Source organism: Sulfitobacter sp. GN1-4, from assembly GCF_055693825.1.
The window spans coordinates 374,198-397,901 of record NZ_JBVFUQ010000003.1 but is presented as its reverse complement, the minus strand read 5'-3'; the positions used below and the strand labels follow the sequence as shown (position 1 = coordinate 397,901).

Annotated in this window: 28 protein-coding genes and 1 pseudogene; 15 read left to right on the top strand and 14 right to left on the bottom strand. The window is 60.1% G+C overall.

All coding sequences use genetic code 11. From position 1 onward, the window contains the following. Nucleotides 1–23: 23 nt before the first annotated feature. From ACZ1HM_RS02525 to ACZ1HM_RS02515, 3 genes are read right to left on the bottom strand one after another with little or no spacing between them, the layout of a single operon-like run. Nucleotides 24–1,148, bottom strand: coding sequence for a CaiB/BaiF CoA transferase family protein (locus ACZ1HM_RS02525; protein ID WP_472741054.1), 1,125 nt, complete (start codon nt 1,146–1,148; stop codon nt 24–26). After that, nucleotides 1,148–1,828, bottom strand: a complete 681-nt coding sequence (locus tag ACZ1HM_RS02520; protein ID WP_472741053.1) for a DsbA family protein — start codon at nt 1,826–1,828, stop codon at nt 1,148–1,150. Before ACZ1HM_RS02520 ends, ACZ1HM_RS02525 begins: the two co-directional genes overlap by 1 nt. A 21-nt stretch (nt 1,829–1,849) precedes the next feature. Then, a complete protein-coding gene (locus ACZ1HM_RS02515) occupies nt 1,850–2,356 on the bottom strand; it encodes a DUF721 domain-containing protein (protein WP_472741052.1) in 507 nt (168 codons plus the stop codon). 111 nt (nt 2,357–2,467) lie between these two features. Between ACZ1HM_RS02515 and mutY the strand changes: the two genes are divergently transcribed. From mutY to ACZ1HM_RS02495, 4 genes are all read left to right on the top strand, one after another. Then, nucleotides 2,468–3,511 carry an A/G-specific adenine glycosylase gene (gene mutY / locus ACZ1HM_RS02510; RefSeq protein WP_472744551.1) on the top strand — a complete coding sequence of 348 codons (1,044 nt, stop codon included), beginning with the start codon at nt 2,468–2,470 and terminating at the stop codon, nt 3,509–3,511. 161 nt (nt 3,512–3,672) lie between these two features. Continuing rightward, nucleotides 3,673–4,815 carry an alkane 1-monooxygenase gene (locus ACZ1HM_RS02505; protein ID WP_472744550.1) on the top strand — a complete coding sequence of 381 codons (1,143 nt, stop codon included), beginning with the start codon at nt 3,673–3,675 and terminating at the stop codon, nt 4,813–4,815. A gap of 58 nt (nt 4,816–4,873) precedes the next feature. After that, nucleotides 4,874–5,281, top strand: a complete 408-nt coding sequence (locus ACZ1HM_RS02500) for a response regulator (protein ID WP_472741051.1) — start codon at nt 4,874–4,876, stop codon at nt 5,279–5,281. A 36-nt stretch (nt 5,282–5,317) separates the two neighbouring features. After that, a complete protein-coding gene (locus ACZ1HM_RS02495) occupies nt 5,318–6,118 on the top strand; it encodes a DUF1194 domain-containing protein (protein WP_472741050.1) in 801 nt (266 codons plus the stop codon). 57 nt (nt 6,119–6,175) lie between these two features. On the opposite strand, the gene ACZ1HM_RS02490 is transcribed toward ACZ1HM_RS02495, so the two are convergent. From ACZ1HM_RS02490 to ACZ1HM_RS02475, 4 genes are all read right to left on the bottom strand, one after another. Beyond that, complete coding sequence (locus ACZ1HM_RS02490; RefSeq protein WP_472741049.1) at nt 6,176–6,610, bottom strand: VOC family protein; 435 nt, start codon at nt 6,608–6,610, stop codon at nt 6,176–6,178. 134 nt (nt 6,611–6,744) lie between these two features. Further along, nucleotides 6,745–7,845: a DNA methyltransferase gene (locus tag ACZ1HM_RS02485; RefSeq protein WP_472741048.1), complete on the bottom strand. Its 1,101-nt coding sequence runs from the start codon at nt 7,843–7,845 to the stop codon at nt 6,745–6,747. A 112-nt stretch (nt 7,846–7,957) separates the two neighbouring features. After that, nucleotides 7,958–8,563 carry a ribonuclease HII gene (locus ACZ1HM_RS02480; RefSeq protein ID WP_472741047.1) on the bottom strand — a complete coding sequence of 202 codons (606 nt, stop codon included), beginning with the start codon at nt 8,561–8,563 and terminating at the stop codon, nt 7,958–7,960. Between the two features lie 107 nt (nt 8,564–8,670). Continuing rightward, nucleotides 8,671–9,183, bottom strand: a complete 513-nt coding sequence (locus ACZ1HM_RS02475; RefSeq protein ID WP_472741046.1) for a hypothetical protein — start codon at nt 9,181–9,183, stop codon at nt 8,671–8,673. A gap of 163 nt (nt 9,184–9,346) precedes the next feature. Between ACZ1HM_RS02475 and ACZ1HM_RS02470 the strand changes: the two are divergent. The 4 genes and pseudogenes from ACZ1HM_RS02470 (at nt 9,347) to ACZ1HM_RS02455 (ending at nt 11,702) form a co-directional block, all read left to right on the top strand. After that, a pseudogene (locus tag ACZ1HM_RS02470) lies at nt 9,347–9,636 on the top strand (hypothetical protein). 1 nt (nt 9,637) lies between these two features. Further along, entirely contained in the window at nt 9,638–10,300 is a 663-nt protein-coding gene (locus ACZ1HM_RS02465; RefSeq protein ID WP_472744549.1) for a winged helix-turn-helix domain-containing protein, read from the top strand. 195 nt (nt 10,301–10,495) lie between these two features. Further along, nucleotides 10,496–10,975 carry a hypothetical protein gene (locus tag ACZ1HM_RS02460; RefSeq protein ID WP_472741045.1) on the top strand — a complete coding sequence of 160 codons (480 nt, stop codon included), beginning with the start codon at nt 10,496–10,498 and terminating at the stop codon, nt 10,973–10,975. Then, entirely contained in the window at nt 10,929–11,702 is a 774-nt protein-coding gene (locus tag ACZ1HM_RS02455) for an aldolase/citrate lyase family protein (protein ID WP_472741044.1), read from the top strand. The genes ACZ1HM_RS02460 and ACZ1HM_RS02455 overlap by 47 nt, the downstream gene beginning before the upstream one ends. 44 nt (nt 11,703–11,746) lie before the next feature. Here ACZ1HM_RS02455 and ACZ1HM_RS02450 read toward each other — a convergent pair whose 3' ends face one another. Further along, nucleotides 11,747–12,895 carry a DUF3095 domain-containing protein gene (locus tag ACZ1HM_RS02450; RefSeq protein WP_472741043.1) on the bottom strand — a complete coding sequence of 383 codons (1,149 nt, stop codon included), beginning with the start codon at nt 12,893–12,895 and terminating at the stop codon, nt 11,747–11,749. A 134-nt stretch (nt 12,896–13,029) separates the two neighbouring features. Here ACZ1HM_RS02450 and ACZ1HM_RS02445 point away from each other — a divergent pair, with 134 nt between their 5' ends. After that, the gene (locus tag ACZ1HM_RS02445; RefSeq protein ID WP_472741042.1) at nt 13,030–14,052 is read left to right on the top strand and encodes an aspartate-semialdehyde dehydrogenase; all 1,023 of its coding nucleotides are present in this window, start codon (nt 13,030–13,032) and stop codon (nt 14,050–14,052) included. A gap of 265 nt (nt 14,053–14,317) precedes the next feature. Here ACZ1HM_RS02445 and ACZ1HM_RS02440 read toward each other — a convergent pair whose 3' ends face one another. The 3 genes from ACZ1HM_RS02440 to ACZ1HM_RS02430 are packed head-to-tail and all read right to left on the bottom strand — an operon-like array spanning nt 14,318 to nt 16,403. Continuing rightward, on the bottom strand, nt 14,318–15,070 hold the full coding sequence (locus ACZ1HM_RS02440) for a hypothetical protein (RefSeq protein ID WP_472741041.1): 753 nt from the start codon (nt 15,068–15,070) through the stop codon (nt 14,318–14,320). Nucleotides 15,071–15,106: 36 nt separating this feature from the next. Then, the gene (locus ACZ1HM_RS02435) at nt 15,107–15,418 is read right to left on the bottom strand and encodes a P-II family nitrogen regulator (RefSeq protein ID WP_472741040.1); all 312 of its coding nucleotides are present in this window, start codon (nt 15,416–15,418) and stop codon (nt 15,107–15,109) included. A gap of 4 nt (nt 15,419–15,422) precedes the next feature. Then, nucleotides 15,423–16,403, bottom strand: coding sequence for a sodium-dependent bicarbonate transport family permease (locus ACZ1HM_RS02430; RefSeq protein WP_472741039.1), 981 nt, complete (start codon nt 16,401–16,403; stop codon nt 15,423–15,425). 298 nt (nt 16,404–16,701) lie between these two features. Here ACZ1HM_RS02430 and ACZ1HM_RS02425 point away from each other — a divergent pair, with 298 nt between their 5' ends. The 3 genes from ACZ1HM_RS02425 to ACZ1HM_RS02415 all read left to right on the top strand — a co-directional run bounded on the left by ACZ1HM_RS02425 (nt 16,702) and on the right by ACZ1HM_RS02415 (nt 19,320). Further along, complete coding sequence (locus ACZ1HM_RS02425) at nt 16,702–17,079, top strand: hypothetical protein (RefSeq protein WP_472741038.1); 378 nt, start codon at nt 16,702–16,704, stop codon at nt 17,077–17,079. Between the two features lie 70 nt (nt 17,080–17,149). Then, nucleotides 17,150–18,532 carry a leucyl aminopeptidase family protein gene (locus tag ACZ1HM_RS02420; protein ID WP_472741037.1) on the top strand — a complete coding sequence of 461 codons (1,383 nt, stop codon included), beginning with the start codon at nt 17,150–17,152 and terminating at the stop codon, nt 18,530–18,532. Continuing rightward, nucleotides 18,529–19,320: a C40 family peptidase gene (locus ACZ1HM_RS02415; protein WP_472741036.1), complete on the top strand. Its 792-nt coding sequence runs from the start codon at nt 18,529–18,531 to the stop codon at nt 19,318–19,320. The genes ACZ1HM_RS02420 and ACZ1HM_RS02415 overlap by 4 nt, the downstream gene beginning before the upstream one ends. A gap of 55 nt (nt 19,321–19,375) precedes the next feature. Here the strand turns inward: ACZ1HM_RS02415 and ACZ1HM_RS02410 are convergent, their stop codons facing one another. Continuing rightward, nucleotides 19,376–19,723, bottom strand: a complete 348-nt coding sequence (locus tag ACZ1HM_RS02410; protein ID WP_472741035.1) for a DUF2794 domain-containing protein — start codon at nt 19,721–19,723, stop codon at nt 19,376–19,378. Nucleotides 19,724–19,836: 113 nt separating this feature from the next. On the opposite strand from ACZ1HM_RS02410, the gene paaI reads away from it, so the two are divergent. Together paaI and paaK are read left to right on the top strand one after the other, a co-directional pair. Continuing rightward, nucleotides 19,837–20,277: a hydroxyphenylacetyl-CoA thioesterase PaaI gene (gene paaI / locus ACZ1HM_RS02405; RefSeq protein ID WP_472741034.1), complete on the top strand. Its 441-nt coding sequence runs from the start codon at nt 19,837–19,839 to the stop codon at nt 20,275–20,277. Further along, complete coding sequence (gene paaK, locus ACZ1HM_RS02400) at nt 20,274–21,584, top strand: phenylacetate--CoA ligase PaaK (protein WP_472741033.1); 1,311 nt, start codon at nt 20,274–20,276, stop codon at nt 21,582–21,584. The genes paaI and paaK overlap by 4 nt, the downstream gene beginning before the upstream one ends. A gap of 133 nt (nt 21,585–21,717) precedes the next feature. Here paaK and ACZ1HM_RS02395 read toward each other — a convergent pair whose 3' ends face one another. Both ACZ1HM_RS02395 and ACZ1HM_RS02390 read right to left on the bottom strand, forming a co-directional pair. After that, nucleotides 21,718–21,987 (bottom strand): I78 family peptidase inhibitor, encoded by a 270-nt coding sequence (locus ACZ1HM_RS02395; protein WP_472741032.1) that lies wholly within the window; start codon nt 21,985–21,987, stop codon nt 21,718–21,720. Further along, entirely contained in the window at nt 21,984–22,622 is a 639-nt protein-coding gene (locus ACZ1HM_RS02390; protein WP_472741031.1) for a TetR/AcrR family transcriptional regulator, read from the bottom strand. Before ACZ1HM_RS02390 ends, ACZ1HM_RS02395 begins: the two co-directional genes overlap by 4 nt. 126 nt (nt 22,623–22,748) lie before the next feature. Between ACZ1HM_RS02390 and ACZ1HM_RS02385 the strand changes: the two genes are divergently transcribed. Continuing rightward, on the top strand, nt 22,749–23,678 hold the full coding sequence (locus tag ACZ1HM_RS02385) for an AEC family transporter (RefSeq protein ID WP_472741030.1): 930 nt from the start codon (nt 22,749–22,751) through the stop codon (nt 23,676–23,678). Nucleotides 23,679–23,704: the final 26 nt, after the last annotated feature.

Sequence of the window (23,704 nt, the reverse complement as noted above, 5' to 3'; positions counted from 1 at the left end):
CGCCAGCCGCGCCCTCTGACGCTCTAATCGTCCTCACCCAGCTTGGGAGAGGGCCGGAGCAACGCCAATTCCGCCTCTGAGAAGCGGAAAGGAGAGCGCAAACCGGGAATGCCATCAAGATCAATCTGCATGCCGCGCGCCACCACCTGGGGGTCGGCCATAACATCGTCGAGGGTGTTGATCGGGCCTGCGGGCACCGTGTTGGCTTCGCAGGTTGCCAAAAGATCGTCACGCGTGCGCTGCGTTGTCTTTTCAGTCAACCGCCGGATCATCTCAGGCCGGTTGGCCACCCGGTCCGCGTTTGTCGCGAATTCAGGTGCTTCTGCCATGTCGGCCAAGCCCAACAGATGGCACAACCGCTGGAATTGCCCGTCGTTGCCCGTGGCGATGATGATATGGCCATCGCTTGTCGCAAAAACCTCATAGGGCGTGAGGTTGGGGTGCGCATTGCCCAACCGCCCTGGTGCCGTCCCGGTGGTGAGGTAATTCATCGCCTGATTGCCCATGATCGACACCGCACAATCCAACAAGGCCATATCAATATGCTGGCCCCGTCCCGTCTGCGCCCGCTGATGCACCGCCGCCAAAATCGCTGTGGTTGCGTAAATTCCGGTGAAAATATCAGTGATCGCCATCCCTGACTTTTGCGGCTGGCGGTCAGGCTCACCGGTGATCGACATCAGCCCGGACATGCCTTGGATGATGAAATCATACCCCGCCCGGTGCGCATAAGGCCCGGTGTGCCCAAACCCGGTGATGGAGCAATAGATCAGCTGCGGAAATTCCTTTTTCAGGCTGTTATAATCCAACCCGTATTTGGCCAAACCGCCGGTTTTGTAGTTCTCAATCAGAATGTCGGCATCCGCCAACATCGCCTTCAGCCGGGCGACGTCTTCGGGGGTGCGGAAATCAACCACAACGCTGGCCTTGCCCCGGTTTGTGGAATGAAAATAGGAGGCGGAAACATCCTCGTCCCGAGTCACAAAGGGAGGGCCCCACTGGCGGGTGTCATCCCCTTTGGGGCTTTCCACCTTGATCACCTCACAGCCCAGGTCGGCCAGCGTTTGGCCAGCCCAGGGGCCGGCCAGCACGCGTGCCATTTCGATGACCTTTAAGCCGGCCAGCGGCCCGGGGCTGCCAACCGCCATCAAGCGCCCAGTTCAGCGTCGATCAGCGCCTGCATATCCGCGTAGGCCATATTGGAATGCCGCGTGCCATTGATCAGGAAGCTGGGGGTTGAGGTGATGCCATCCCGGTCACCGTTTTCTTGCCACCAAGCCACCAGTGTCTGCGCCATTGTGGCATCCTGGAAACAGGTCTCCAGCGCCTCATTGCTCAGCCCAGCCAGGCGCCCGATTTTGCGCAGCTCTTCCACAATCGCCGAAGGATCGCCCGCGCGCGCCCAGGTGGATTGGGTCTGATAGAGCATGTCAGCGATGCCAAAGAACTTTTCGTCACCACCACAGCGCGCCAACATGGAGGCCCAAAGACCGGGCCGGTCGAAATAGACTTCGCGGTAGACAAACTTGATCTTGCCGGTGTCGATGTAGTCCGCCTTCAACTGCTTGTAGGCACCTGCGTGGAACGAGGCACAATGCGGGCAGGTAAAGGACGCATATTCCACCACCTCGACAGCCGCATCAGGGTTGCCCAACACCATCTCAGGAATGCTGGAGGTGTCAAAATCGCCCGAGGTAGATTGTGCATTTGCCGCACCCGGCAGGGCCACATCCACCATCCCCGCGTCACGCCCCATCTGGCTGGTGAATGCCCAGCCGCCCAGGCCCGCTACGGCAAAGCCGCCAAGGATCAGGTTTCTTCTTTGCATGTCTCGTTCCTTTGCTGCTGTTCAGCTTTTTGTCTTGTTCAATACATTTTCGCCCAACTGGGCAAGAGCGGCCCGCAGGCCATCATCTGCAACAGGTTCGGCCGCTGCGACCGCCTGCTGGCGTATTTCCGGGTCAGCGGCCTGCGCGGCGGCCTTGGATTTGTGACCAAACTGGGCTTGCCCTTCGGCAAACCCTCGGGCGGCTGTCTGGGTGACGCGCACACGGGCAATGGCGTTATAGCCGTAAACCGCATTTACCTTTGCCCGCAGCTGATCCTTTTGCATCTCCAGCATGGGCGCATTGGCCCCATTGGTCAGCAACGTCAGCGTGGCCCCCACGCTGCCCCGGCCATAGGTCACCTCAACTGGCTGGGAAATGGCCGCAATCTCTTCGCCGACCACTTCTGTCCATTGGGTCAACAGACGCGATTGCGCAAAGCCACGGCTTTCAGAGGCTCGGCGGATCTGGCCCGACAGCAAGCTGTCTGTCCGTTTGAACCCTTTTGTGCTGGTCCGCCGCTGCGGCATCGCTATCTTCCCCTCTGACCAGTCCTTAACATAGAGACTTGCCCCCATATCACCAGCCTGTGATCACTGATGGAGCCATAAATATTGCGTGAACAAACCATGACAGCGCCGATGCCCGACACCCTGCTGTCGTGGTATGACATTCATGCCCGCCAAATGCCCTGGCGTGTTGGCCCTGCGGCGCGCAAAGCAGGCCAGCGCCCCGATCCCTACCGGATCTGGATGAGCGAGATCATGTTGCAACAAACCACCGTGGCCACCGTGCGCGATTATTTTGAGCGCTTCGTCACCCGATGGCCAAGCGTGCATGATCTGGCCGCTGCGGCGGACGCAGATGTGATGGGCGAATGGGCGGGCCTTGGCTATTACGCGCGGGCCCGCAACCTACTGAAATGCGCCCGCGTCGTTGTCGCGGATCATGGCGGGCAGTTCCCGGATGATCATGCGGCGCTTCTGAAATTGCCCGGCATCGGCCCCTATACGGCAGCGGCTGTCGCCTCCATCGCGTTTGACCAGCAGCAGACGGTGCTGGATGGGAACGTCGAACGTGTGATGGCGCGGCTTTATGACATCCACACCCCCCTGCCCACCGCCAAGCCCGAGCTGATGCTCAAAGCCCAAGGGCTGACACCTGCCCAGCGGCCCGGCGACTATGCCCAGGCGGTGATGGACCTTGGGGCCACGATCTGCACGCCAAAATCCCCCGCCTGCGGCATCTGCCCGTGGCGCGATCCCTGTCAGGCCCGCCAGGTTGGCACGCAAAGCGAACTGCCCAAGAAGTTGCCGAAAAAAGCCAAACCCATCCGCCACGGCACGGTCTATCTGGCGCGCCGCAGCGATGGGGCCTGGCTGTTGGAAACGCGTCCTGAAAAGGGGCTGCTGGGCGGTATGCTGGGCTGGCCCGGTTCCGATTGGATCGACACCGCCCTGGACCGCCCGGAAGGTGCGCCACCAATCGCCGCCACTTGGCGCGCCCTGCCCGGTGACGTGCGCCACACGTTCACACATTTTCACCTGATCCTGACGGTTATGGTGGCAGACATCGCAGAAAACGGCACGCCAAGCCGGGGCGATTTCATGCCCAAATCAGCGTTCCGCCCCTCTGATCTGCCCACTGTCATGCGCAAGGCCTTTGATCTTTGGCAAGCGGGCTGAAGTTCACCCCTCCTTTCTCAATTTCACCAACCTATCAGGCCATGACCCGCGCGGGCCGCTACCGCGACACGGCCCTTTTTGCCGCAGGTATTTCAGTTCCGATTTACCAATTCCTGTTCTAGTCTGTCCCCATCTCAAGCCTCTGAGGTGCCGTTATGTCGATGCAATCCACCATCCCCCGAACCGAGCTTTCGCGGCTCAGCCGGGCGCTCCCCTTCTGGCTGTCGCTGGGTTTGATCCCGCTGGCCTGGTTTGTCGCACTCACCGGTGGGTGGAGCCTTATTATTCTGCCCTTTGCCACCTGGTTTCTGTTTACCATCCTAGATGCCGCGATTGGTCTGAACACTGAAAACGCGGATCTTGAGGCAACGGAGGATGATCTTTACTGGTACCGCCTTGTCACCCTTCTGTGGGTGCCTGCGCAGTTTTTCACCCTCTTTGGCCTGTTGTGGTACGTCCCGCAGGCCGCGCACCTAAGCAGCTGGGAAAGTATTATTCTGTTCTTTGGGGTCGGCGTCATCACGGGCACCATCGGCATCAACTACAGCCACGAATTGATGCACCAGAAAAACAAGCTGGAGCGTTGGTGCGCAGACATCCTGCTGGCGATGGTGCTTTATTCGCATTTCCGCTCCGAACATCTGCTGGTGCATCACCGCTATGTCGCCACCCCCGCCGATCCGGTGACGGCGCGCTATAATGAGGGGTTTCACCGCTACTACCCGCGCGTGCTGATCCAATGTCTGCGCTCTGCCTTTCGGGCGGAGGCAACGATGTTGGCCCGAAAAGATCTGTCTTGGACCCACATCAGCAATCCGTTTTTCCGCTATTGGGCGTTGCAGGGGGGCTTTTTGCTCTTGGCCTACCTCTTGGGCGGCTGGGCGGGCGTTGGGCTCTTTGTCATGCAGGCTGGCACGGCCATCTGGCAGTTGGAGCTGGTGAACTACATCGAACACTACGGGCTGACCCGCAAACATCTGGGGGGCGGCAAATACGAACATGTCAAACCGCACCATTCCTGGAATGCCGCGCACCGCGCGTCAAACTGGCTGCTGATCAATCTTCAGCGCCACTCAGACCATCATTTCAAGCCCGACCGCCGGTTCCCCGTCTTGCAAAACTACGGCCCCGATGAGGCCCCGCAGCTGCCTTATGGCTACCCTGTCATGACACTGCTGGCGATGATCCCCCCGCTTTGGCGGCGGTACATGAACCCCAAGGTGCGGGACTGGCGCGCGCGCTATTATCCCGAGATTACCGATTGGAGCGAATACAACGCCCGCGCCCTGCCGATGCCGCGTTAAGTCACCCATTGTTAAATCTTCTCTGGCATCTCCTTTTGCGACAAACAAAGGGGGCCAGATGCACGCGCAGAGCATGACAGAACACCGGGCACCGACTTGCCTGATTGTCGAAGACAGCACTTTTGATCAGCAAAAACTCACCCGCGTGATGCGCAAATCGCGCCATGTGATGCATCTTGAGGTTACCGCAACCCTCAAAGAAGCCCGCAAGGCGCTGGCCCGGGATAAGGCCGCACTGATCCTGCTGGACAACAATCTGCCCGATGGGTTGGGGGCCGATTTCGCGCTGGAATTGGCACGTGATCCCACCCTGGCCGACATCCCCGTTATCATGATCAGCGATTGGCCCTCTCCCTTCATGTGGGAAAAAGCGGCGTCCGCCGGGGTTGTTTACGTTCTGAACAAAACCGAATTCGACGGGCGCTATGTTCACGCCGCTTTGACCAGAAAACCGCGCCGCGCCTGATTTACAGCACGGGATCACCCGCTTACGCTGATCCCCATGCATCCCATCCGAACCCTTGCGGCGGCACTGCTTTTCTGCGCCCTCCCTTTGATGGGCGGTGCCGAAGAGCGTGAGGTAGATCTTGAGCTGGTCCTGATGGTCGATGTGTCCCGCTCCATGTCCCCGGCGGAGCTTGAACTGCAGCGCAAAGGCTATGCTGAGGCGCTGGTATCAGAGGAGGTCTATCAGGCGATCCGGCGTGGGCTGCTGCAGAACATTGCGCTTACGTATGTGGAATGGGCTGGCAGCCAAGAGGTGATTGTGGACTGGCAAGTGATTGAGAGCCGCGAGGATCTACAAACCTTTGCCCGCCAGCTGACCGTGCGATTTGATCCGGGCCTGCGGCGGACCTCAATCTCAAACGCGCTTGAATTCGGTGCCAGCCGGTTTGACGCCAACGCCTTGCGTGGCCTGCGCCGGGTCATCGACATCTCAGGCGACGGTCCCAACAACCTCGGCCCCCGCGTCACAGACGCCCGCGACAGGGTGCTGGCGCAGGGGATCACCATCAACGGCCTGCCTTTGATGACCGATGACGGGGCCTTTTCGCTGTTCTACCTGCCGGATCTTGATGTCTACTACACCACCTGCGTGATCGGCGGCGCGGGATCATTCGTGATCCCGGTGCATGACTGGCCAGTCTTTGCAGACGCCGTGCGCCGCAAACTGGTGCTGGAAATCGCGGACCTGGCCCCAAAACCCCAGCTGATCAAAGCCACCACGCGCGATCCCAAAGACTGCGAAGTTGGTGAGAAAATCTGGCGGGATTTTCAAAACAGCCCCTACGCGCTGCCCTGAACCCTCGGCATGAAACGCTCACAAGTCCCTGCGGGAAGGGCAACACTTTACCAAAGGCTACGTCATGTCCCCAATTGAGGCCGCAACAACATCATAGTCATAGGTGGTCAGTTCAAGCCGGTTCTGGTCTGGATCAACAAAGTAGAGCGACCAGGAAATCTCATGATCCTGCACTTGCTCCGGCGTTACCACCTTGCCAAACCTGTTTCGAAGGCCGCGCGTCTCTAGTCCTTCAAGAAAGGCCAAAAACGCAGCCCCGCCTACGCGAAACGCAACCGTCGCATCGCGCGACGTGGCAGCGCCGCTGCCCGCAAAAAGCGACAGCGTTGGTGCGCCATTTGCTGCGGCCAGAATCAGCGGCCCCTGCGGGTGTGTCGCCCAGCGCGCAAAGTCCGCATGGGGTTTCAGGCCCAGCACATCCGCGTACCAAACTGCAGCCTTTTGGCGGTCCGTGACCTCCACATGAACATGGTCCAATCCCTCAACCTGCATGGCACACCCTCCCTTTTCGGGCCCATCATAACAAAAAAGGCCCCGCCAAAAAGGCGGGGCAAAGGTAAGTGCCCTTATAGGCAACCTTCATCTGGAAGGCCGCAGGCACCGGCGGTGTTCGTAAATCTCAGTGTTCAGTTGCGCATCTCTGCGCGGATCTGTTGGCGCAGCACGTCAATCGGCACGCGCTGTCCTTCGCGGGCAAAGCACCAATAGGTCCAGCCATTGCAGCTTGGTGCCTTTTCATAGGCCGCACCCACCTGGTGGATAGACCCTTTGACGTCATTGCCAATCAGCGTGCCATCGGCACGGACCTTGGCCTTGTGACGTCCGTTCATGGAATACAGCTCTTCGCCAGGGCGCAGCATCCCGCGTTCAACCAGCTGGCCAAAGGGCACCCGTGGTTCTGCGCGTTTTGATGTCGTAGTCTGCAGCGCTTCGCTATCAAACTTGCGCACCTTGGCGATCCGCTTGGTCGCCACCTGGCGGTAAGCGGCCTCACGTTCAATCCCGATGAAATCACGGCCCAGCATCTTGGCCACGGCCCCTGTGGTGCCTGTGCCAAAGAACGGATCCAGGATCACATCACCGGGATTGGTGGAGCCCACCAGCACGCGGTGCAACAGGCTTTCGGGTTTTTGCGTCGGATGCGCCTTGTCGCCGTTGGCGTCTTTCAGACGCTCATGGCCGGTGCAGATCGGCAGCACCCAATCGCTGCGCATCTGAATGCCTTCGTTCAAGGCCTTCAGCGCTTCGTAATTGAAGGTATATTTGCTGCCCTCAGATTTGCCCGCCCAGATCATCGTCTCATGGGCATTGGTAAAGCGTTTGCCACGGAAGTTCGGCATCGGGTTCGACTTGCGCCAGACCACGTCATTCAGGATCCAGAACCCAGCGTCCTGCAGCGCGGCCCCCACCCGAAAAATGTTGTGATAGCTGCCAATCACCCAAATCGCGCCATCCTTTTTCAACAGCCGTCGCGCCGCCTTAAGCCAGGCCTTGGTGAAATCGTCATAGGCACGAAAGCTGGAGAACTGGTCCCACTCGTCATCCACCGCATCCACGCGGGAATTGTCGGGCCGCATCAGATCGCCGCGCAGCTGCAGGTTATAGGGCGGATCGGCAAAAATCAGATCCACACTTTCCGCCGGCAGCGCATTCATCGCGTCGATGCAATCGCCATCAATAATCGTGTTCAAAGGAAGCGCCGCAACGCTCTTCGTTTTCGTTTTCATTTATCTGCCTCTGTCCCCGGTGCTTGTGCACTCGTTGGTTGAGATCAGGATGAGTCAAAGGCGATTCGCGGTCAATTTCTTTTTTGAATCAATCTGTTAAGAAAAAACCTTGTCACAACATATTGTGGACGGGCTTGAACGAACGTCTATGGTGTGGGGTCGGACCAAGATTTCGGAGCGCTTCGATGTGGCTTTTTGATCCATATCCCATGTTGGTCTCCCAGCCGTATCCGGGGTGCTGTTGCGCCAAGGACAACATGACATAATCTCGACAGATTTTGGCCATAATTGAGGCCGCCGCAATGCTCTGCGACCGCCCATCGCCCTTCACAATTGTCTGCGCGGGCAGCACCAAATCGCGCGGCACCATATTGCCATCGATCAAGGCGTAATCAGCAGGCTGTTCCAGCCCCTCCAGCGCCCGCACCATCGCAATATGGCTGGCGCGCAGGATGTTGTGGTGGTCAATCTCTTCGACGCTGGCATGGGCGATGCTCACATCCGCCACCTCCAGGATTTCAGCGTAAAGCGCCTCGCGCTTGCGCTTGGTCAGCTTCTTGGAATCGTTCAACCCCTCAGGGATGCGCGCCGGATCCAACACCACCGCCGCCGCGGTCACCGGCCCCGCAAGCGGACCGCGCCCTACCTCATCCACACCTGCGATGCGCTGATACCCCTGGGCCTTCGCGGCCTGCTCAAAACTAAAATCCGGTCCCATGCCCCCACCTGCCCCCAATCCCCCAAAGGCGCAAACAAAAAAGGGAGAGGATGCCCGAACATCCTCTCCAGTTCTCCAGGCGGGACGGCCTGGATCCGGCGCGGGCGTTACCCCCGCGCCAAACGGTACCCCCAGTCGCGCAAACAGCGCGCCTCATACCCCCGCCGGGTGCCTTTGTGCGTGTGGAAGGTGTAGTTGCAGACCTGCGGCAGGCGGTGCGCAAATTCAAAGTTCCGGTTCAAACAGCGCTGCCCGAAATAGCGCACCCGCCCATCGCGACTTTGCATGCTGCGCAAACACTGCTGCGGCAGCAGCTTGCGGTTCACCCGATTGGGCATCGGGCGCGGCGCAGGATGATAAACGGGCGGGTTATACCCCTGCCCCACATGCTTGTGCCCCTGGTGGCCGTGCCCCTTTTGTTTAGGCACCCCATGCACCTGCGCGGGTTTGTGTTTTTTGTCTTTGCGGTTCTCATGCACAATGGCCCCCACAACAGCCAATCCCAAAATGGCTGCCAAAGCACGCTCAGCTTTGAAATTCTCGGCAGCGGCGGGCACGGCACCAATCGCAGTCAAGGCGATGGAGGCTGCGGCAACAGTGGCAATAAACTTGCGGTACATAGGTGATCCTTTCCATAAGCGGCGCAGGGGCCGCGGTGTGATGGGATCAACCTGGGGCTTGCCGCGTCAGACAGGCAATAACGGCCCCCTGCTATCGGATAACAGGTGCGCCACGCACCGCTGGATATTGAATAACGCCGCCCCAAAGCGCATCACTATGGCTATGAAACACACATCCCCCCTTATCGCCGCGGCGCTCACGCTGGCCCTGGCCGCACCGGGCCAGGCCGCAGGCTGTTATGCTGATTACAAAGCCAAACAGGATGATCCCTTGCGGCTGCATTACGGCGTGGCCCAGATCAACGGCGCCTGTGACCGGGCCACTGCGGCCGCTGAGCTGGCCCCCGCCTGGCGGCGGAAGGCTGGACCCTTCTCAACATCGTCTCCGTCTTCTCCGAAGAGGGCCTCAATGCAAGGAAAGACAGTGCCGGACAAAACTACCTCCGCTTCTGAGATGCGCCGCTTTGTGGGCTTTGGCATCGCCGCCATCCTGGCGCTGTTGATCACCGGCGCCATTGTCCTCTTTTGGGTCTTGCCAGATGCAAACCTCTTTAACGCGCAAGTCGAACGCATCTTTATCGAAAACGATGATCTGACCTCGGGGGCAGAAATCAAACTGCTGGAAATCCTCGCGCAATCCGGCACCGCCTTTTCGGACACGCTGACCAGCTACCGCATGGTGATCTTTGTCCTTCTGGTCTTCGCCGCCGCCATGCTGATCGCCGCCCTGGTCTTTTTGGTCATGCTCATCACCTTCAACCGGCGCATGGCCCAAATCGAACGCGCCGGCATTCAGGTGAATTCCCTGCTGATCAGCCGCGAAGAAAATACCGTCTACCTCAACAACCTCGGTTTCAAACTCACCGATGCGGCGATGGAAACCATGTCCGTGCTGGCAGAGGCCCGCATGGATGACGACGTGCTCTCCGGCTCTGAAATCGAAGGCGTCATTTCAGGGCGTACCGCTGCCGATTGTGATGAGGCCGCCGGGGCCACCCGCATCAAACGTCTGCGCGACACCCTGGGCAATCAGATCGTCTCGGAACTTCTGGTCAAAAACATCGCCCGCCGCGGCTACATGCTGGCCATCGACAAAGACGTCATCAAAGTGATCTGACCGGGGCGCGCGCCCACCGATGCGCTTCATCTTTCCCACTACACCTCCGGGGGGTCGACCTCTGGTCGACGGGGCAGAGCCCCCCTATAAAAGACTCCTCCCTCATTGCCCCAGAAAACAATCCCTGCCGCAAAAAGACGCCCCCGCCCCCACTTTCCCCGTTAACAGAGCGCCCTCAGCCCCTACATTTGCTTCATGAACAGACGCAGCTTCACCGCCCTCCTGGCCTCCCTGCCCCTTACTTATTCGTTAACAGGCAGGCTAAGTGCCGCCGTGGCTTCACAATCGGCCTCTGTCCCCGCGGGGACATATGCTTGGGCACAGCTCATCGCCCGCGCGCAAAACCGCTGCAGCCCAGCCATGCTCGCCCGGCAGTTGCACCTCTCCCCCGATGCCGCAACAGCGCTCTTTAACGAAATGCTGCGCGACGGCGTGCTGCGCGCACCGGGTGCGGCAGGCATCGCCCAGGCCGCCCGCCCTTTGCAGACCACCGGGGCAGAGGTCTCTGGCCTGCGCCCGCATCTCTCCCGCCTGCGCCAGCTGTTGCACAAAGACCCCTCCACCCCTCTGGTCAAAACGCCCGAGCCCCGTCTAGGGTGCGACGACGTGCAGCCCGAGGAGAATGCAGATGCCCGCGAAACCGAATCCCTTCAAGAAAGCCCTCAAGAACGGTGAAACCGTCTTTGGCTGCTGGCTCGGCATGGCCGATACGTTCTCAGCTGAGCTGATGGGCACGGCCGGTTTTGACTGGCTCCTGATTGACGGCGAACACGCGCCAAATGATCTGCGCTCCACCCGCGCGCACCTCCAGGTACTTGAAGCCTCCGACAGCCACGCCGCCGTGCGCGTCCCCATCGGAGAGACCTATATCCTCAAACAAATCCTGGACGCTGGTGCCCAAACCGTCCTGGTGCCGATGGTAGAGACCGCAGATCACGCCCGCCAGCTGGTCCGCGATGTCACCTTCCCACCCCACGGGGACCGCGGCGTGGGCTATTCTCTCACCCGATCCTCCCGTTTCTCAGAAATCACAGATTACGGCACCACCGCCGACGCAGAGATCTGCCTGCTGATCCAAGTTGAGAACCGCGCAGGCATCGCCAATCTCGATGAAATCCTCGCCGTGGAAGGCGTCGACGGCGTCTTTGTCGGCCCCGCGGATCTCGCCGCAGATTTAGGCCACATGGGAAATTCACTGCATCCCGAGGTGCAAGAGGTCATCATGGACGCCCTCACCCGCATCCGCGCCGCTGGCAAAGCGCCCGGCATTCTTTCAACAAACGACGATATGACCAACGCCGCGCTTGCTGCGGGGGCACAGTTTGTGGCTGTCGGCACAGACGTCATGCTCTTGGCCAATGGCGCGCGGGCTTTGGCAGCAAAATGGCGCGGCAACACCTAAGGTCAGGACGCATTCCCCTTTTAGGGTCTGCCAGCGGTCAGGCCCTAAACGGTCCGCCCTTTCATGCGCGACGCAGCCAACGTGTAACCACCCGCCGCCCCGTCGACAAAATGCACATGATCGTCGGACTGAATTGAAGGTACGATGCAGGTCATCATCGCCGCGTCCTGGGCGGCGGTGCCATAGCGGATCAGGCCTGCTTGCGCGGCCTCGGCCAAGGCCTCTTCGATCTGCGCTTGGGTCGCCGCGTCACAATCCAGCGTCATCTTCAAACCGTCATCCAGCTTGCGGAAATCAGCGTTCTCACCCACCACCCTCGCGTAGCGCCGGGCGTTGAACCCGCCCAAGGTTATGCCCCACCAGATCAAGATCTTGGCCACCAACGCCTCAAAGAGCACCTTGCGCCGCGCCCGGCCCAACGGCCCACCGCCGCGTTGCGCATGCGCCTCCAGGGTGGCCCCAGCAGGCGGCCAATCCGTACCCGGCCCCTGCGGCGGCACAGGGTGCCCGCCCCGCTCCAGCTTTTGCGCCAAGCTCACAACACGGTCATAGACCGCCCAGACATCCCGCTCCGGCACGCCCGGCTCAGGTGCCATCAACACGGATAAAATCACCCCATTGCGCGCAGGCAAGGCCGACCAACGACACGACAACCCGGTCAGATCCGGCACTGCCCCCTCAGGCGCGGGCGCAATACCGTAAGCCCCCGCCTTCATCTGCGCCTCTGCCCAATTCAGCGCACCACCATCAAACATGGCGTAATCCGCATGCTCTGATGCCTGATAGCGCGCGATGCGCAATTCGGTCCCGGCGCTGCGGGCTTCCTCTACCGGCACCAGGGCCACGCGCAGGGTGATGCTAAATTCCGCCTGCGCCCAACGCGCAACCCGCGCCAGTGCCTCTCGTACCACCTGCGCCTGCTGGGGCGGAATGGCAAATCCTGCCCCGTCGCCGCCAAAGACAAAGGGAAACGCCGCCCCGCTGAGTGCATTCATCACCGCTGATATCACCGCCGCCCCGGTCATGTTCACGGTCTTGTACTGTCCCGCCGCCACCAACTCGGTTGAGTTTACGATGTCTGAAACCCCGATCAGCCAACCTGCGGGGACGGGCGTGAACTGCTCTGCCCGGGTCAGCGCCTCAAAGGCCCGCACCCGTGGCAAGGCCTCATAAAATGGGTCGGTTTCAGCCATGCCCCCTCCTGACGTTACGGGTGATCCTGACACAGGCCCCATCTGCATACCAGCGATCTGCACCGCAGGCCTTTCCTCGGACAGGTAAGCGGTGTAAGGGGCGCGCACACCCCCATATATACGGAGTAAATGAGATGGGTTATCGCGTCGCCGTCGTGGGCGCCACTGGCAATGTGGGCCGCGAAATGCTGAACATCCTGGCCGAGCGCCAGTTCCCCACGGATGAGGTTGTGGCCCTGGCCAGCCGTCGTTCCCTGGGCACGGAGGTCAGCTTTGGGGAAACGACGCTCAAATGCAAAGACCTTGATACGTTTGATTTTACCGGATGGGACATGGCACTCTTTGCCGTGGGTTCCGAGGCGACAGAGAAATACGCACCCGCCGCGGCCAAGGCCGGCTGCGTGGTGATCGATAACTCATCGCTCTACCGCTATGACCCTGAGATCCCGCTCATTGTGCCAGAGGTGAACCCAGAGGCCATTCACGGCTATAAAAACAAGAACATCATCGCCAACCCCAACTGCTCCACCGCGCAGATGGTGGTGGCGCTCAAGCCGTTGCACGACCGCGCCAAAATCAGGCGCGTGGTGGTCTCAACCTACCAGTCGGTGTCGGGTGCGGGCAAAGACGGCATTGATGAGCTGTGGGATCAGACCAAGTCGATCTACAACCCCACCGATGACAAGCCTGCCAAGAAATTCACCAAGCAGATCGCCTTCAACGTGATCCCGCATATCGACAAGTTCATGGAAGACGGTTCCACCAAGGAAGAGTGGAAGATGGTCGCGGAGACGAAAAAGATCGTCGACACCGCCATCAAAGTCACGGCCACTTGCGTGCGCGTGCCGGTCTTTGTGGGCCACTCAGAAGCTATAAACATCGAATTTGAGGATTTCCTGGATGAGGACGAGGCCCGCGACATCCTGCGCGAAGCCCCAGGCGTCATGGTGATCGACAAACGCGAAGACGGCGGCTACGTCACGCCAGTGGAATGTGTCGGCGATTTCGCCACATTCATCAGCCGCATCCGCCAGGACAGCACAATCGACAATGGCCTGAACCTGTGGTGCGTCTCTGACAACCTGCGCAAAGGTGCTGCCCTGAACGCCGTCCAGATTGCTGAGCTTTTGGGCCGCGAAGTCCTGCAAAAAGGCTGAGCCTCCCCCGAACCGATCCCAAAGGCCACGCCAATTGCGCGTGGCCTTTTGCCGTCCAGATCCTTTGGTTTCGGAGCCGCCCTTGCTTGAACTTGCACCGGGCTGAGGGGCACGCGGTTGCCAGGTGGAATCGCGGAGGCTCCCAGCTTGCTGGGAAACCGCAATTGCACTTGGGAAGCGCGCGCGCCTCTGCCAGGAAAAGGTCATGCAAGGGCGGGTTTGAAACCTTTTGGTTTTGGTGAGCCCGCAGCGCGGCACCGTTACCTCATCCCTCCCGGTCGATGACGTCCACATCAATGCCCATATCCTCGGCACCCTTCGGGGCCTTGCACCGGTCTGCCCCATGGGGGTGGCCGGGCATCGGGCCGCCAAACCGCTTGACCAAAGCGCGGTAGCGAAAGCCAACGGTCGCCGTGTTGCACAGGTGGCGTCCCTGCGGGACCGTGTAGACCCCGGTGCCCCGCCCCATGGGGCGCAACGTGTATCCAGCCGCATCCAACTGGGACAACAGCGCATCCCAACTCTCAGCTTTGGCAAAGATCGGCGTTAATGCCCGCTGCAAGCGTCCTTTGCGCGTGCTGTCCAATGGTGCGCTGTCGGCAGTGGGGCGCAATCCTAACGCGCCATGGGGGTGGCCGGGCATAGCACATTCGAACCGCTCCACAAGCGTGCGGTAGGCAAAGCCCAGCTCTGACCCTTTGCAAATCCGTGTCCCACAAGCGCGTTTGTGCAAAGCAACCCCGCCGCCCGCGGGGCGCAGATCGTATCCGTGACGCTTTAACCGCAGGGCCAGGTCATCCCAGCCATCCGCGTCGGCCATGTCTGACGCGAGGAGCGCTTGCAAAGCGGCGAGGAGCGTTGCGTCAACGCGCTCAGGGGCTTTGGGGTTCAAACGGCGGCTCACTTCACGCGCCAACAGCACACGCACCAGATGCCCAACGGTCACATCCTCGTGGTGCGCCACACGGGCGGCATCACGCAACAGGGTCTGGGGCAAGCGCAGGGTCACGGTTTCCATGACCCTAACGCTCAACTCGAATCAGTTAATGCCGGGTTAAAACCGCTCAGCGCGCAGCACTTCACAATCCACCACGCTGACCACGCCAATGTGGCGTTCCACCACGGCAAAGGCACCGTCCAGCAGATCATCTAATTTGTCTGGCTGGATAATACACACCACCTGCACCATGCCGGACGCGCGGCTGACCTGACCCGACCGAGTCCAGGGGCCTGACCGCCCGGAGCCACCAAAAACCGGCAGAATGGTATAGCCGGTCACGCCAGCATCGGTCAGCGCATCGGTCAACCGGGACTGCATCACAGCCTCAATGGTGATCTCAACACGTTTTGCTTTATGGGTTTGCATAGGGTTAGCCTCCGCTCACCAATTGCGCCAGCGCCACGTAAAGCGGGATGCCCAGCGTCAGGTTGAAAGGGAATGTCACGCCCAGCGAAAGCGTGAGGTACAAGGATGGGTTTGCCTCAGGCAGGGCCACCCGCATCGCAGCGGGCACAGCGATATAGGATGCAGACGCCGACAGGACCATCATCAAGGCCACACCGCCTGCCGACAGCCCCAACAGCGCGCCGAAGGTCAGGCCAAGGACTGACCCGATCAGGGGCATCAGGACCCCAAAGGCCAAAACGCCGGGCCGCAAGATCTTGCCCCCTTCGCGCAGGCCGCGCCCTGCGACCAGTCCCATGTCTAACAGGAACAGGCACAGCACCCCTTGAAACGGAGCCACGATAAAGCTGGAGATTTGCGCCAGCCCTTCTTCGCCCGTGGCCCAGCCAATAAAGAACGATCCCACCAGCAGGACAATGGAGCCATTGAGCATAATCTCACGCATTAGCGCACTGTCCATCTGACGCTCGCCCCCGCTGCCGCGTGCGACAAGCCAGAGTGCCGACAGGATCGCCGGGGCCTCCATCGCGGCGGCCACCGCGACCATATACCCCTCAGAAGCAATGCCCTGACTTTCCAAAACCGATGTCGCCGCCACAAAGGTCACGATCGAAATCGAGCCATAGTGCGCGGCAACCGCCGCGGCATCCAACGTGTCCAGGCGGGTCATCACCTTCAGCAGTGCAAATGCGATCAGCGGCAGCGCAAAGGACAACAAGATGCCCGCCAGCAGGGCCAGACCCAAGGTGCCATCAATGCCATGCGCCGCCACGCTGACGCCGCCCTTAAAGCCAATGGCAAAAAGCAGATAGATCGACATGCCCTTGGCGACGGCTTCGGGAATGCTCAGATCTGAGCGCGCAAAGGCGGCTGCGACCCCCAAAACAAAGGAAAGGATAATCGGCGAGATGAGGTTTTGCGCAGCAAGCGCAAGCAGTTGATCCATGTCGTATCCTGGTTGGCGTTTGCAGACTCCGTTGGGGCCTTGTAGTGGCCTGCCCGCCAAGTGCCAATGGGGGTCAGCGTTTCAGATGCAACCTTGGCCGCATGAAAGCCGGTGTTTCAGCGCGTTTTGCCACCGCATTCCCCATCCTATCACGTCTTTTGGTTTGGTGCGGGCGGGGGCCGGTAGATCAGTTTTACCTCTCTTTCGACGGAAAACGCACTTTGCCTTCAACTTTTTCATCATGCCTCCGGCGCATGTTCGCGTACAGCCGTGGGGGCAGTGAGAAGGGTGCGTGCAGATGCAAGTGAGGCATATTGAACCGATGGAAAGCGTGCGGGTGGATCATACCCGCCTGTCTGCGCTTTATGCGCAGTTGGGTCAGACCGGAGCCGAAGATGTGGTCTGCCGCGCGCTTGAGGAATTGGCGCTGCGTTTTGCCCAATGTGAGGCGCTGTACCGCTCTGGCGATATGGTTGGGCTGCGCAAAAGCACCAGATCTTTGGTGGCGATTGCAGATCAGGTTGGCATGTCCGCACTCAGCAAGGTGGCGCAGGATGTCACGGACGTGGTTGACCAAGGCGACCGGGTTGCTGTCGCGGCCACGTTGTCGCGGCTTTTGCGGGTCGGAGAACGCTCTTTGACCGTGGTGTGGGACATTCAAGACTTCGCTGAATAAGCGCTGCCCATTGCAGGTGGCGTTCAAAGGCGTAGGCTGGGCCAAACACTCCCAACGTTAAAGGCCACCCATGTCCCCCTGCTTTGCGTCTCAGACTGACGATACGATCCCCCTTCACGTCATTGCAGAGGATGCTTTGAGCGATTGGCTGGCAGATCAGCCAGCCGCCACGGTTGCCTGGGTCAAAGCGCAGGGGTTCACCGGGGGCTTGGGGCAGGCCATTGCCCTGCCGGACGCAGGTGGTGGCCTGGCCGCTGTGGCCATGGGCTATGGATCGGTCAAAAGCCGGGCGCGGGGGCGGTTCCATTTGGCCGCAGGGATCGGAAAACTGCCCAAGGGCACCTATCGCCTGGCGGGCGGACTGCCGGTGGCAGAGGTTGAGACGGAGTGTCTGGGCTGGCTCTTGTCCAGCTACCGTTTCACGCGGTATCGCAACCAATCCGAACCGCTTGCGCGTCTGATCGCCCCTGAGGGGATCGACGCAACCCGAGTTGAAGCGCTTGCGACCGGAGAGGCGTTGACCCGCGATCTGATCAACACGCCTGCTTCAGACATGGGCCCCCCTGATCTTGAAGCGGCAGCGCGGGAACTGGCAGAGGCGCAGGGCGCATCCATTGAGGTCATCACGGGCGAAGACCTGTTGGCCCAGAACTTACCCATGATCCACACGGTTGGCCGCGCCGCTGACCGGGCACCGCGCCTGATCGACATGCGCTGGGGCACCAGCGGGCCTGCGCTGACGTTGGTGGGTAAGGGCGTGTGTTTTGATACCGGTGGGCTGAACCTGAAACCCGGTGCGTCGATGGCTTTGATGAAAAAGGACATGGGCGGTGCGGCGGCTGTTCTGGGCCTGGCGCATATGATCATGGCCACGGCACAGCCTTTGCGCCTGCGGGTGCTGATCCCGGCGGTGGAAAACAGCGTGTCGTCCAACGCGTTCCGGCCCGGCGACATCCTGACCTCCCGCAAGGGGCTAACGGTTGAGATCAACAACACCGATGCCGAGGGGCGGTTGGTGCTGGCAGATGCGCTGGCCCTGGCGGATGAGGAAAAGCCCGATCAGATCATCTCAATGGCCACGCTGACGGGTGCTGCGCGTGTGGCGGTTGGGCCGGACCTGGCCCCCTATTACAGTGATGACCCCGCTTTTGTCTCAGCGCTTGAGCACGCTGCAGCGCATCACGCGGACCCGGTGTGGCGGATGCCCTTTCATGCGGCCTATGAACAGATGATTGAGCCAGGGATTGCCGATCTGGACAATGCGCCGAAGGGCGGGTTTGCGGGCAGCATCACCGCAGCACTGTTCCTGCGGCGATTTGTGACCGAAAGCGCCTATGCCCATTTTGACATCTACGGCTGGCAACCTGCAGATGCGCCTGCCCGCCCCAAAGGTGGCGTGGGCCAAGGCACGCGGGCGCTTTATGCAGCACTTGGACCTTTGTTACAGCTGTGAGCGATCCACGCCTAACCATCGACCCGGCGCACAACACCCGGTCAGACCCCGCGCAAGTGGTGGTGCCTGTGGTGGATTTATGCCGCAGCCCAGGCGGGCCACGGGACCGACAGCTGATTTTTGGGGAAGAGGTCACGGTGCATGGGGATGACGGGCCCTGGCGCTATGTGCAGGCCGCAAAGGATGGCTATTGCGGGTTTGTCCGCGCCGATGCGCTGGGGATGATTTCAACAGCGACGCATGTTGTCACGGCACCGGCAACACACGCTTATACAGACGCAAACTTTAAGTCTGCCGATCTGATGAGCCTGAGCTTTGGCAGCATGGTGACCAGCACCGGCGAGGAGGAAGCGTTTGCCCAAACGGGTCACGGATTTGTCCCGCTGACGCATCTGCGGCCCAAAGGACACCGGTTTGATGATCCCGCGGCGGTGGCCACGCTGTTTTTGGGCACCCCTTATCTGTGGGGCGGCAACAGTCGCTGGGGCATTGATTGTTCCGGCTTGGTACAAGCGGCGATGGTGGCCTGTGGCCTGCCCTGCCCCGGTGACAGCGACATGCAAGAAAGCTTAGGGCGGGCCGCGACAGGCTCCTACCAGCGCAATGATCTGCTGTTCTGGAAAGGGCATGTGGCGCTGGTGCTGGATGCACAGACGCTCATCCACGCCAATGCCCACGCGATGGCCACAGTGACAGAGCCGATCACGGGCGCGATTGAAAGAGATCGCCGCGCAAGGGGATGGGCCGGTCACGGCGCACCGGCGGATGGTGTGAACGTGCTGGGATAGATCCGCGTTAGAAAACCGCAGGGGCTGGCCACATCTTTGATCAGGCGCTGCTGGGTTACTCCACCGCGCGGATCAGTTTGCGTTCAAGCACGCGCAACACGGATTTGAGATCTTGGCCCCGGCGCAAAATCTGACCGTCCGCTCCAACCACAGCATACATGCCCTGTTTGTTGCGCAGCTTGGGGCGCTTTTCGATGCGATAAAGCGGAAATTCTGCCGTGCGTCGGAACACGGAGAATATTGCCACATCCTTCAGACATGAGATGCCGTAATCGCGCCACTCGCCCGCGGCGACCATCCGGCCATAAAGCGATAAGATCACCGACAATTCAGTGCGGTGAAAGGCCACCTGTTCTGGCGGACGCTCAAACGGAGTGACTTGGGGGGGGATGTGCACGGTCATGACCTACAGTTGCGCCCTTCTGAGACCAAATCAAGGGCCTTGGTGATCGACGGTTGAAAGCGTTACAAAATAATGCCACGGTCCGTATTTATGAAACACAAAGACCGGTTCACATGACACCCCAGGCCCGCGCAGAAAAATGTGCTCAGATCATGTTTGCGGCGGATGTCGCAACGCCCGGGCTGGGCATGTCGCTTGCCAGCATTGCCCCTGGGCAGTCGGTGATGACGATGCCCGTGCGCGCGGACATGCTGAACGGGCACGGGATCTGTCATGGCGGTTTTATCTTTACGCTGGCCGATAGCGCCTTTGCTTTTGCCTGCAACAGTTACAACCAAAACACCGTCGCCCAACAGAACCAGATCACTTACGTCAGCCCCGGAAAGCCCTACGAGCTGCTTACCGCAACCGCAACAGAGGTGTCGCGCACCGGGCGGTCGGGCGTTTACGACGTCACCGTCACAGGAGAGGATGGCCGGGTGGTGGCCCTCTTTCGGGGGTTGTCGCGGACCATTCAGGGCCGGCATTTTGAGGAGGAGACCCCAGCATCATGAAAGACCTGACACCGAACCGGGCGGATTTGGATGCCATTGAAATAGCCAGCCGGGATGAGATTTCAGCGCTGCAATTGGAGCGGATGAAATGGTCCTTGCGCCATGCCTATGACAATGTGCCGTTCTACAAGCAAAGCTTTGATGCGGCGGGGGTCCATCCCGACGATTTGCACGACCTGAGCGATCTGGCGAAATTCCCCTTCACGGTCAAAACCGACCTGCGCGACAATTATCCCTTCAAGATGTTTGCCGTCCCCCAGTCGAAAGTGGCCCGCATCCACGCCTCATCCGGGACCACGGGCAAACCGACGGTTGTTGGCTATACCCAAAAGGATTTGGAGCATTGGGGCACCGTGATGGCCCGCTCCTTGCGCGCGGCGGGACTGCGCCCCGGTGACATGCTGCACAACGCCTATGGCTACGGGCTGTTTACCGGCGGACTGGGGGTGCATCTGGGGGCCGATGCGCTGGGGCTTGCAACCTATCCGATCTCAGGCGGGATGACACCGCGCCAGGTGCAACTGATTGAGGACTTCAAACCCAAAGGCATTACGGTCACCCCGTCTTATGCCCTGTCCGTTTTGGATGAATTTGCGGCGCAAGGTCTGGACCCGCGCGCCTCCTCGCTTGAGGTAGGCATCTTCGGTGCCGAACCCTGGACCAACGCAATGCGCCAGGAAATTGAACAGGCCTTTGATATGCATGCCGTCGATATCTATGGCCTGAGTGAGGTGATGGGCCCCGGTGTGTCGATGGAATGTGTTGAGACCAAAGACGGGCTGCACATCTGGGAGGATCATTTCTATCCCGAAATCATCAACCCCGAAACCGGCGAACCTGTGGCCGAGGGCGAACAGGGTGAGCTGGTCTTTACCTCACTGACCAAAGAAGCTTTCCCGATCATCCGCTACCGCACCCGCGATCTGACGCGCCTGTTGCCAGGCACTGCGCGCAGCATGCGGCGGATGCAAAAGGTCACAGGACGCAGCGATGATATGATCATTCTGCGCGGTGTGAACGTCTTCCCCACACAGATCGAAGAGGCTTTGATGGCCACCGATGGGTTGGCACCACATTTTCAGATTGAGCTGTCGCGTCCTGACAGAATGGATCAGATGCGGGTGCTTTGTGAAGCGGCTGATGCCAGCTTAACCACAGAGGCCCGCGCGGCGGCAGCTGCGGCCTTGGCCGGGCAAATCAAACAGACCATCGGGATCAGTGTCGCGGTGGATGTGGCAGATGTGGGCGGCGTGGCCCGCTCCGAAGGCAAAGCCGTGCGGATCCTGGACAAACGGCCAAAGGGTTAACACCCCCTTGAGCCTTGGCGCCCTTTGCGACGTTGCTTTTGAGTTTTATTGGAAAGATGAAGCACGGGCCGTCCCGCTTCATCTTTCTTCTATAACTCAAAAGCGACAGATCCCCCAACGCCCCCGCTGCGTTCTATCCGCAGGTAATCGCGCCGATGGTACCGCTGTCGTCAATTTGCACGTTCACCCGCTCTTCGCGGTGGTCCATCGTGACGGCATCGGTGATGTGAAACACGCGCTTGGGCTGCGGGACAACATCTGCTGCTGATGGCGGTTGCCCCAAGAGATGGCTGTACGCACTGGCATTGCAGGTGTCTGGCCCTGGGGTAAGAACCGGGGGCAGTGGGGCCGCGCATCCAGCCGCGAAGACAGGCAGCGCGCAGATCAGAAACCGGCGTGTCATTCAGCGGGAACCGGCGAAGGCACGCCGTAGCGGGCCATGAAAGTGTCAACAGCACCTTCGACCACGCGGTCGATTTCAGCCTCTGAGACAGATTTGCTGACACCAAAGATCAAGCGCGCCCAGATGTCAGCTTTGCAAAGCTCACCAAATTGATCCGCTGCAAGAATGTAATCTTTGATGCGCAATTCGCCCCGGCCTGCGGCCTCTTGGAAATATTGGGCCATCTCTGCGCGCATCACCGCGGGGCCAGAGTTGTAAAACTGTTGGCCGATTTCGGGGAAACGGTCAGATTCTGCCACACACATGCGAAAGATCTGCATCCCGAAAGTGGAGGTGATGAAGCGCAAGAACCTGTGGCCAACATCGTTCAGAACAACCTCTGGCGGGGCGGACATATCAATGCTTTCTATGGCTTCCTGAGATTGCCTGCTGCATTCGCCATTGGCCACCTCTAAAAACAGCAGCCGTTTATCCGGGAAATAGCTATAGAGCGTCGCCTTGGAGACCCCAGCCGCGCGGGCGATGTCATCCACGCTGGCCCCTTCAAAGCCGTCCGCCATAAAAACCTCACGTGCGCCTTGCAGCACCTGGTCAAATTTGCGGCCACGGCGGACCTGAGAGGCGATGTGAGACATGCGGGCTCCGAACTGAGACCCCCTAAATATAAACCGTTTCGTTTAGTTCCAAGCTAAAATGAGCGATGACCTTGCGCAAAGGGTGCTGGGCTTGCCCCCATGGCTGTTGCTGGATAGGTCTGGGGTATGCTGCCGATCTTTCTGAAAACACTGCCCTTCTTTGCCCTGATTGGCCTGGGCTATTGGGCTGGGCGCAGCCGGTTCTTCAGCGCCGAGGCCACGGCCTATCTGACAAAGTTCGTCTTTTATTTCGCCCTTTCCGCGATGCTGTTTCGTTTTTCAGCCAACTTGTCCTTGGCCGAGGTTTGGGACACGCGGCTGGTGGTGGCCTATCTTTGGGGCACGGCATTTGTTTACGGGATCGCCACGCTGGTGGGGTTTCTGCGCGGGCTTGATGTGCCCACCACTGCGATTGAGGCGCAATGCGCCGTTATTGGCAATGCAGGTTTTCTGGGGGTGCCGATGCTGGCCCTGCTGCTGGGCGAGGCCGCGATTGCCCCGGTGCTGATGGCGCTTGCGGTGGATCTGATCATTTTCTCCAGCCTCATCGTGATCTTGATCACCGTGGCACGGGATGGGCAGGCCAGTTGGGGGGTGTTCCGCTCCATCGGTTTGGGGCTGGTTAAAAACCCCATGATCGTCGCCATTACCGGCGGCTTTATTTGGTCAGGCCTGGGCATTCCAATTCCTGGACCGATGAATGAATTCCTCGCTATCCTGGGGGGTGCCGCAACGCCCGGTGCGCTTTTTGCCATTGGCGCGTCCCTGGCGCTGACCCAGCCTGAGCGGCTGGAGGTGGCAGGCTGGCTGACCTTTTGCAAACTTGTGCTGCATCCGCTTTTTGTCGCTTTTGCTGCGCTTTATCTCTTCAGCGTTGAGCCGTTCAGCGCCGGTGTGATCATCGCGGTTGCGGCCCTGCCGGTGGCGGGCAATGTCTATATGCTGGCCCAGCACTACAACGTCGCCGCCGCCCGGGCATCGACGGCGATCCTGATCTCCACCGCGATCAGCATTGTCACAGTCAGCCTTGTGGTCGGCTGGGTTTCAGCGTTCTAATCCGCGCTAAGCGCACGCGCAGAATC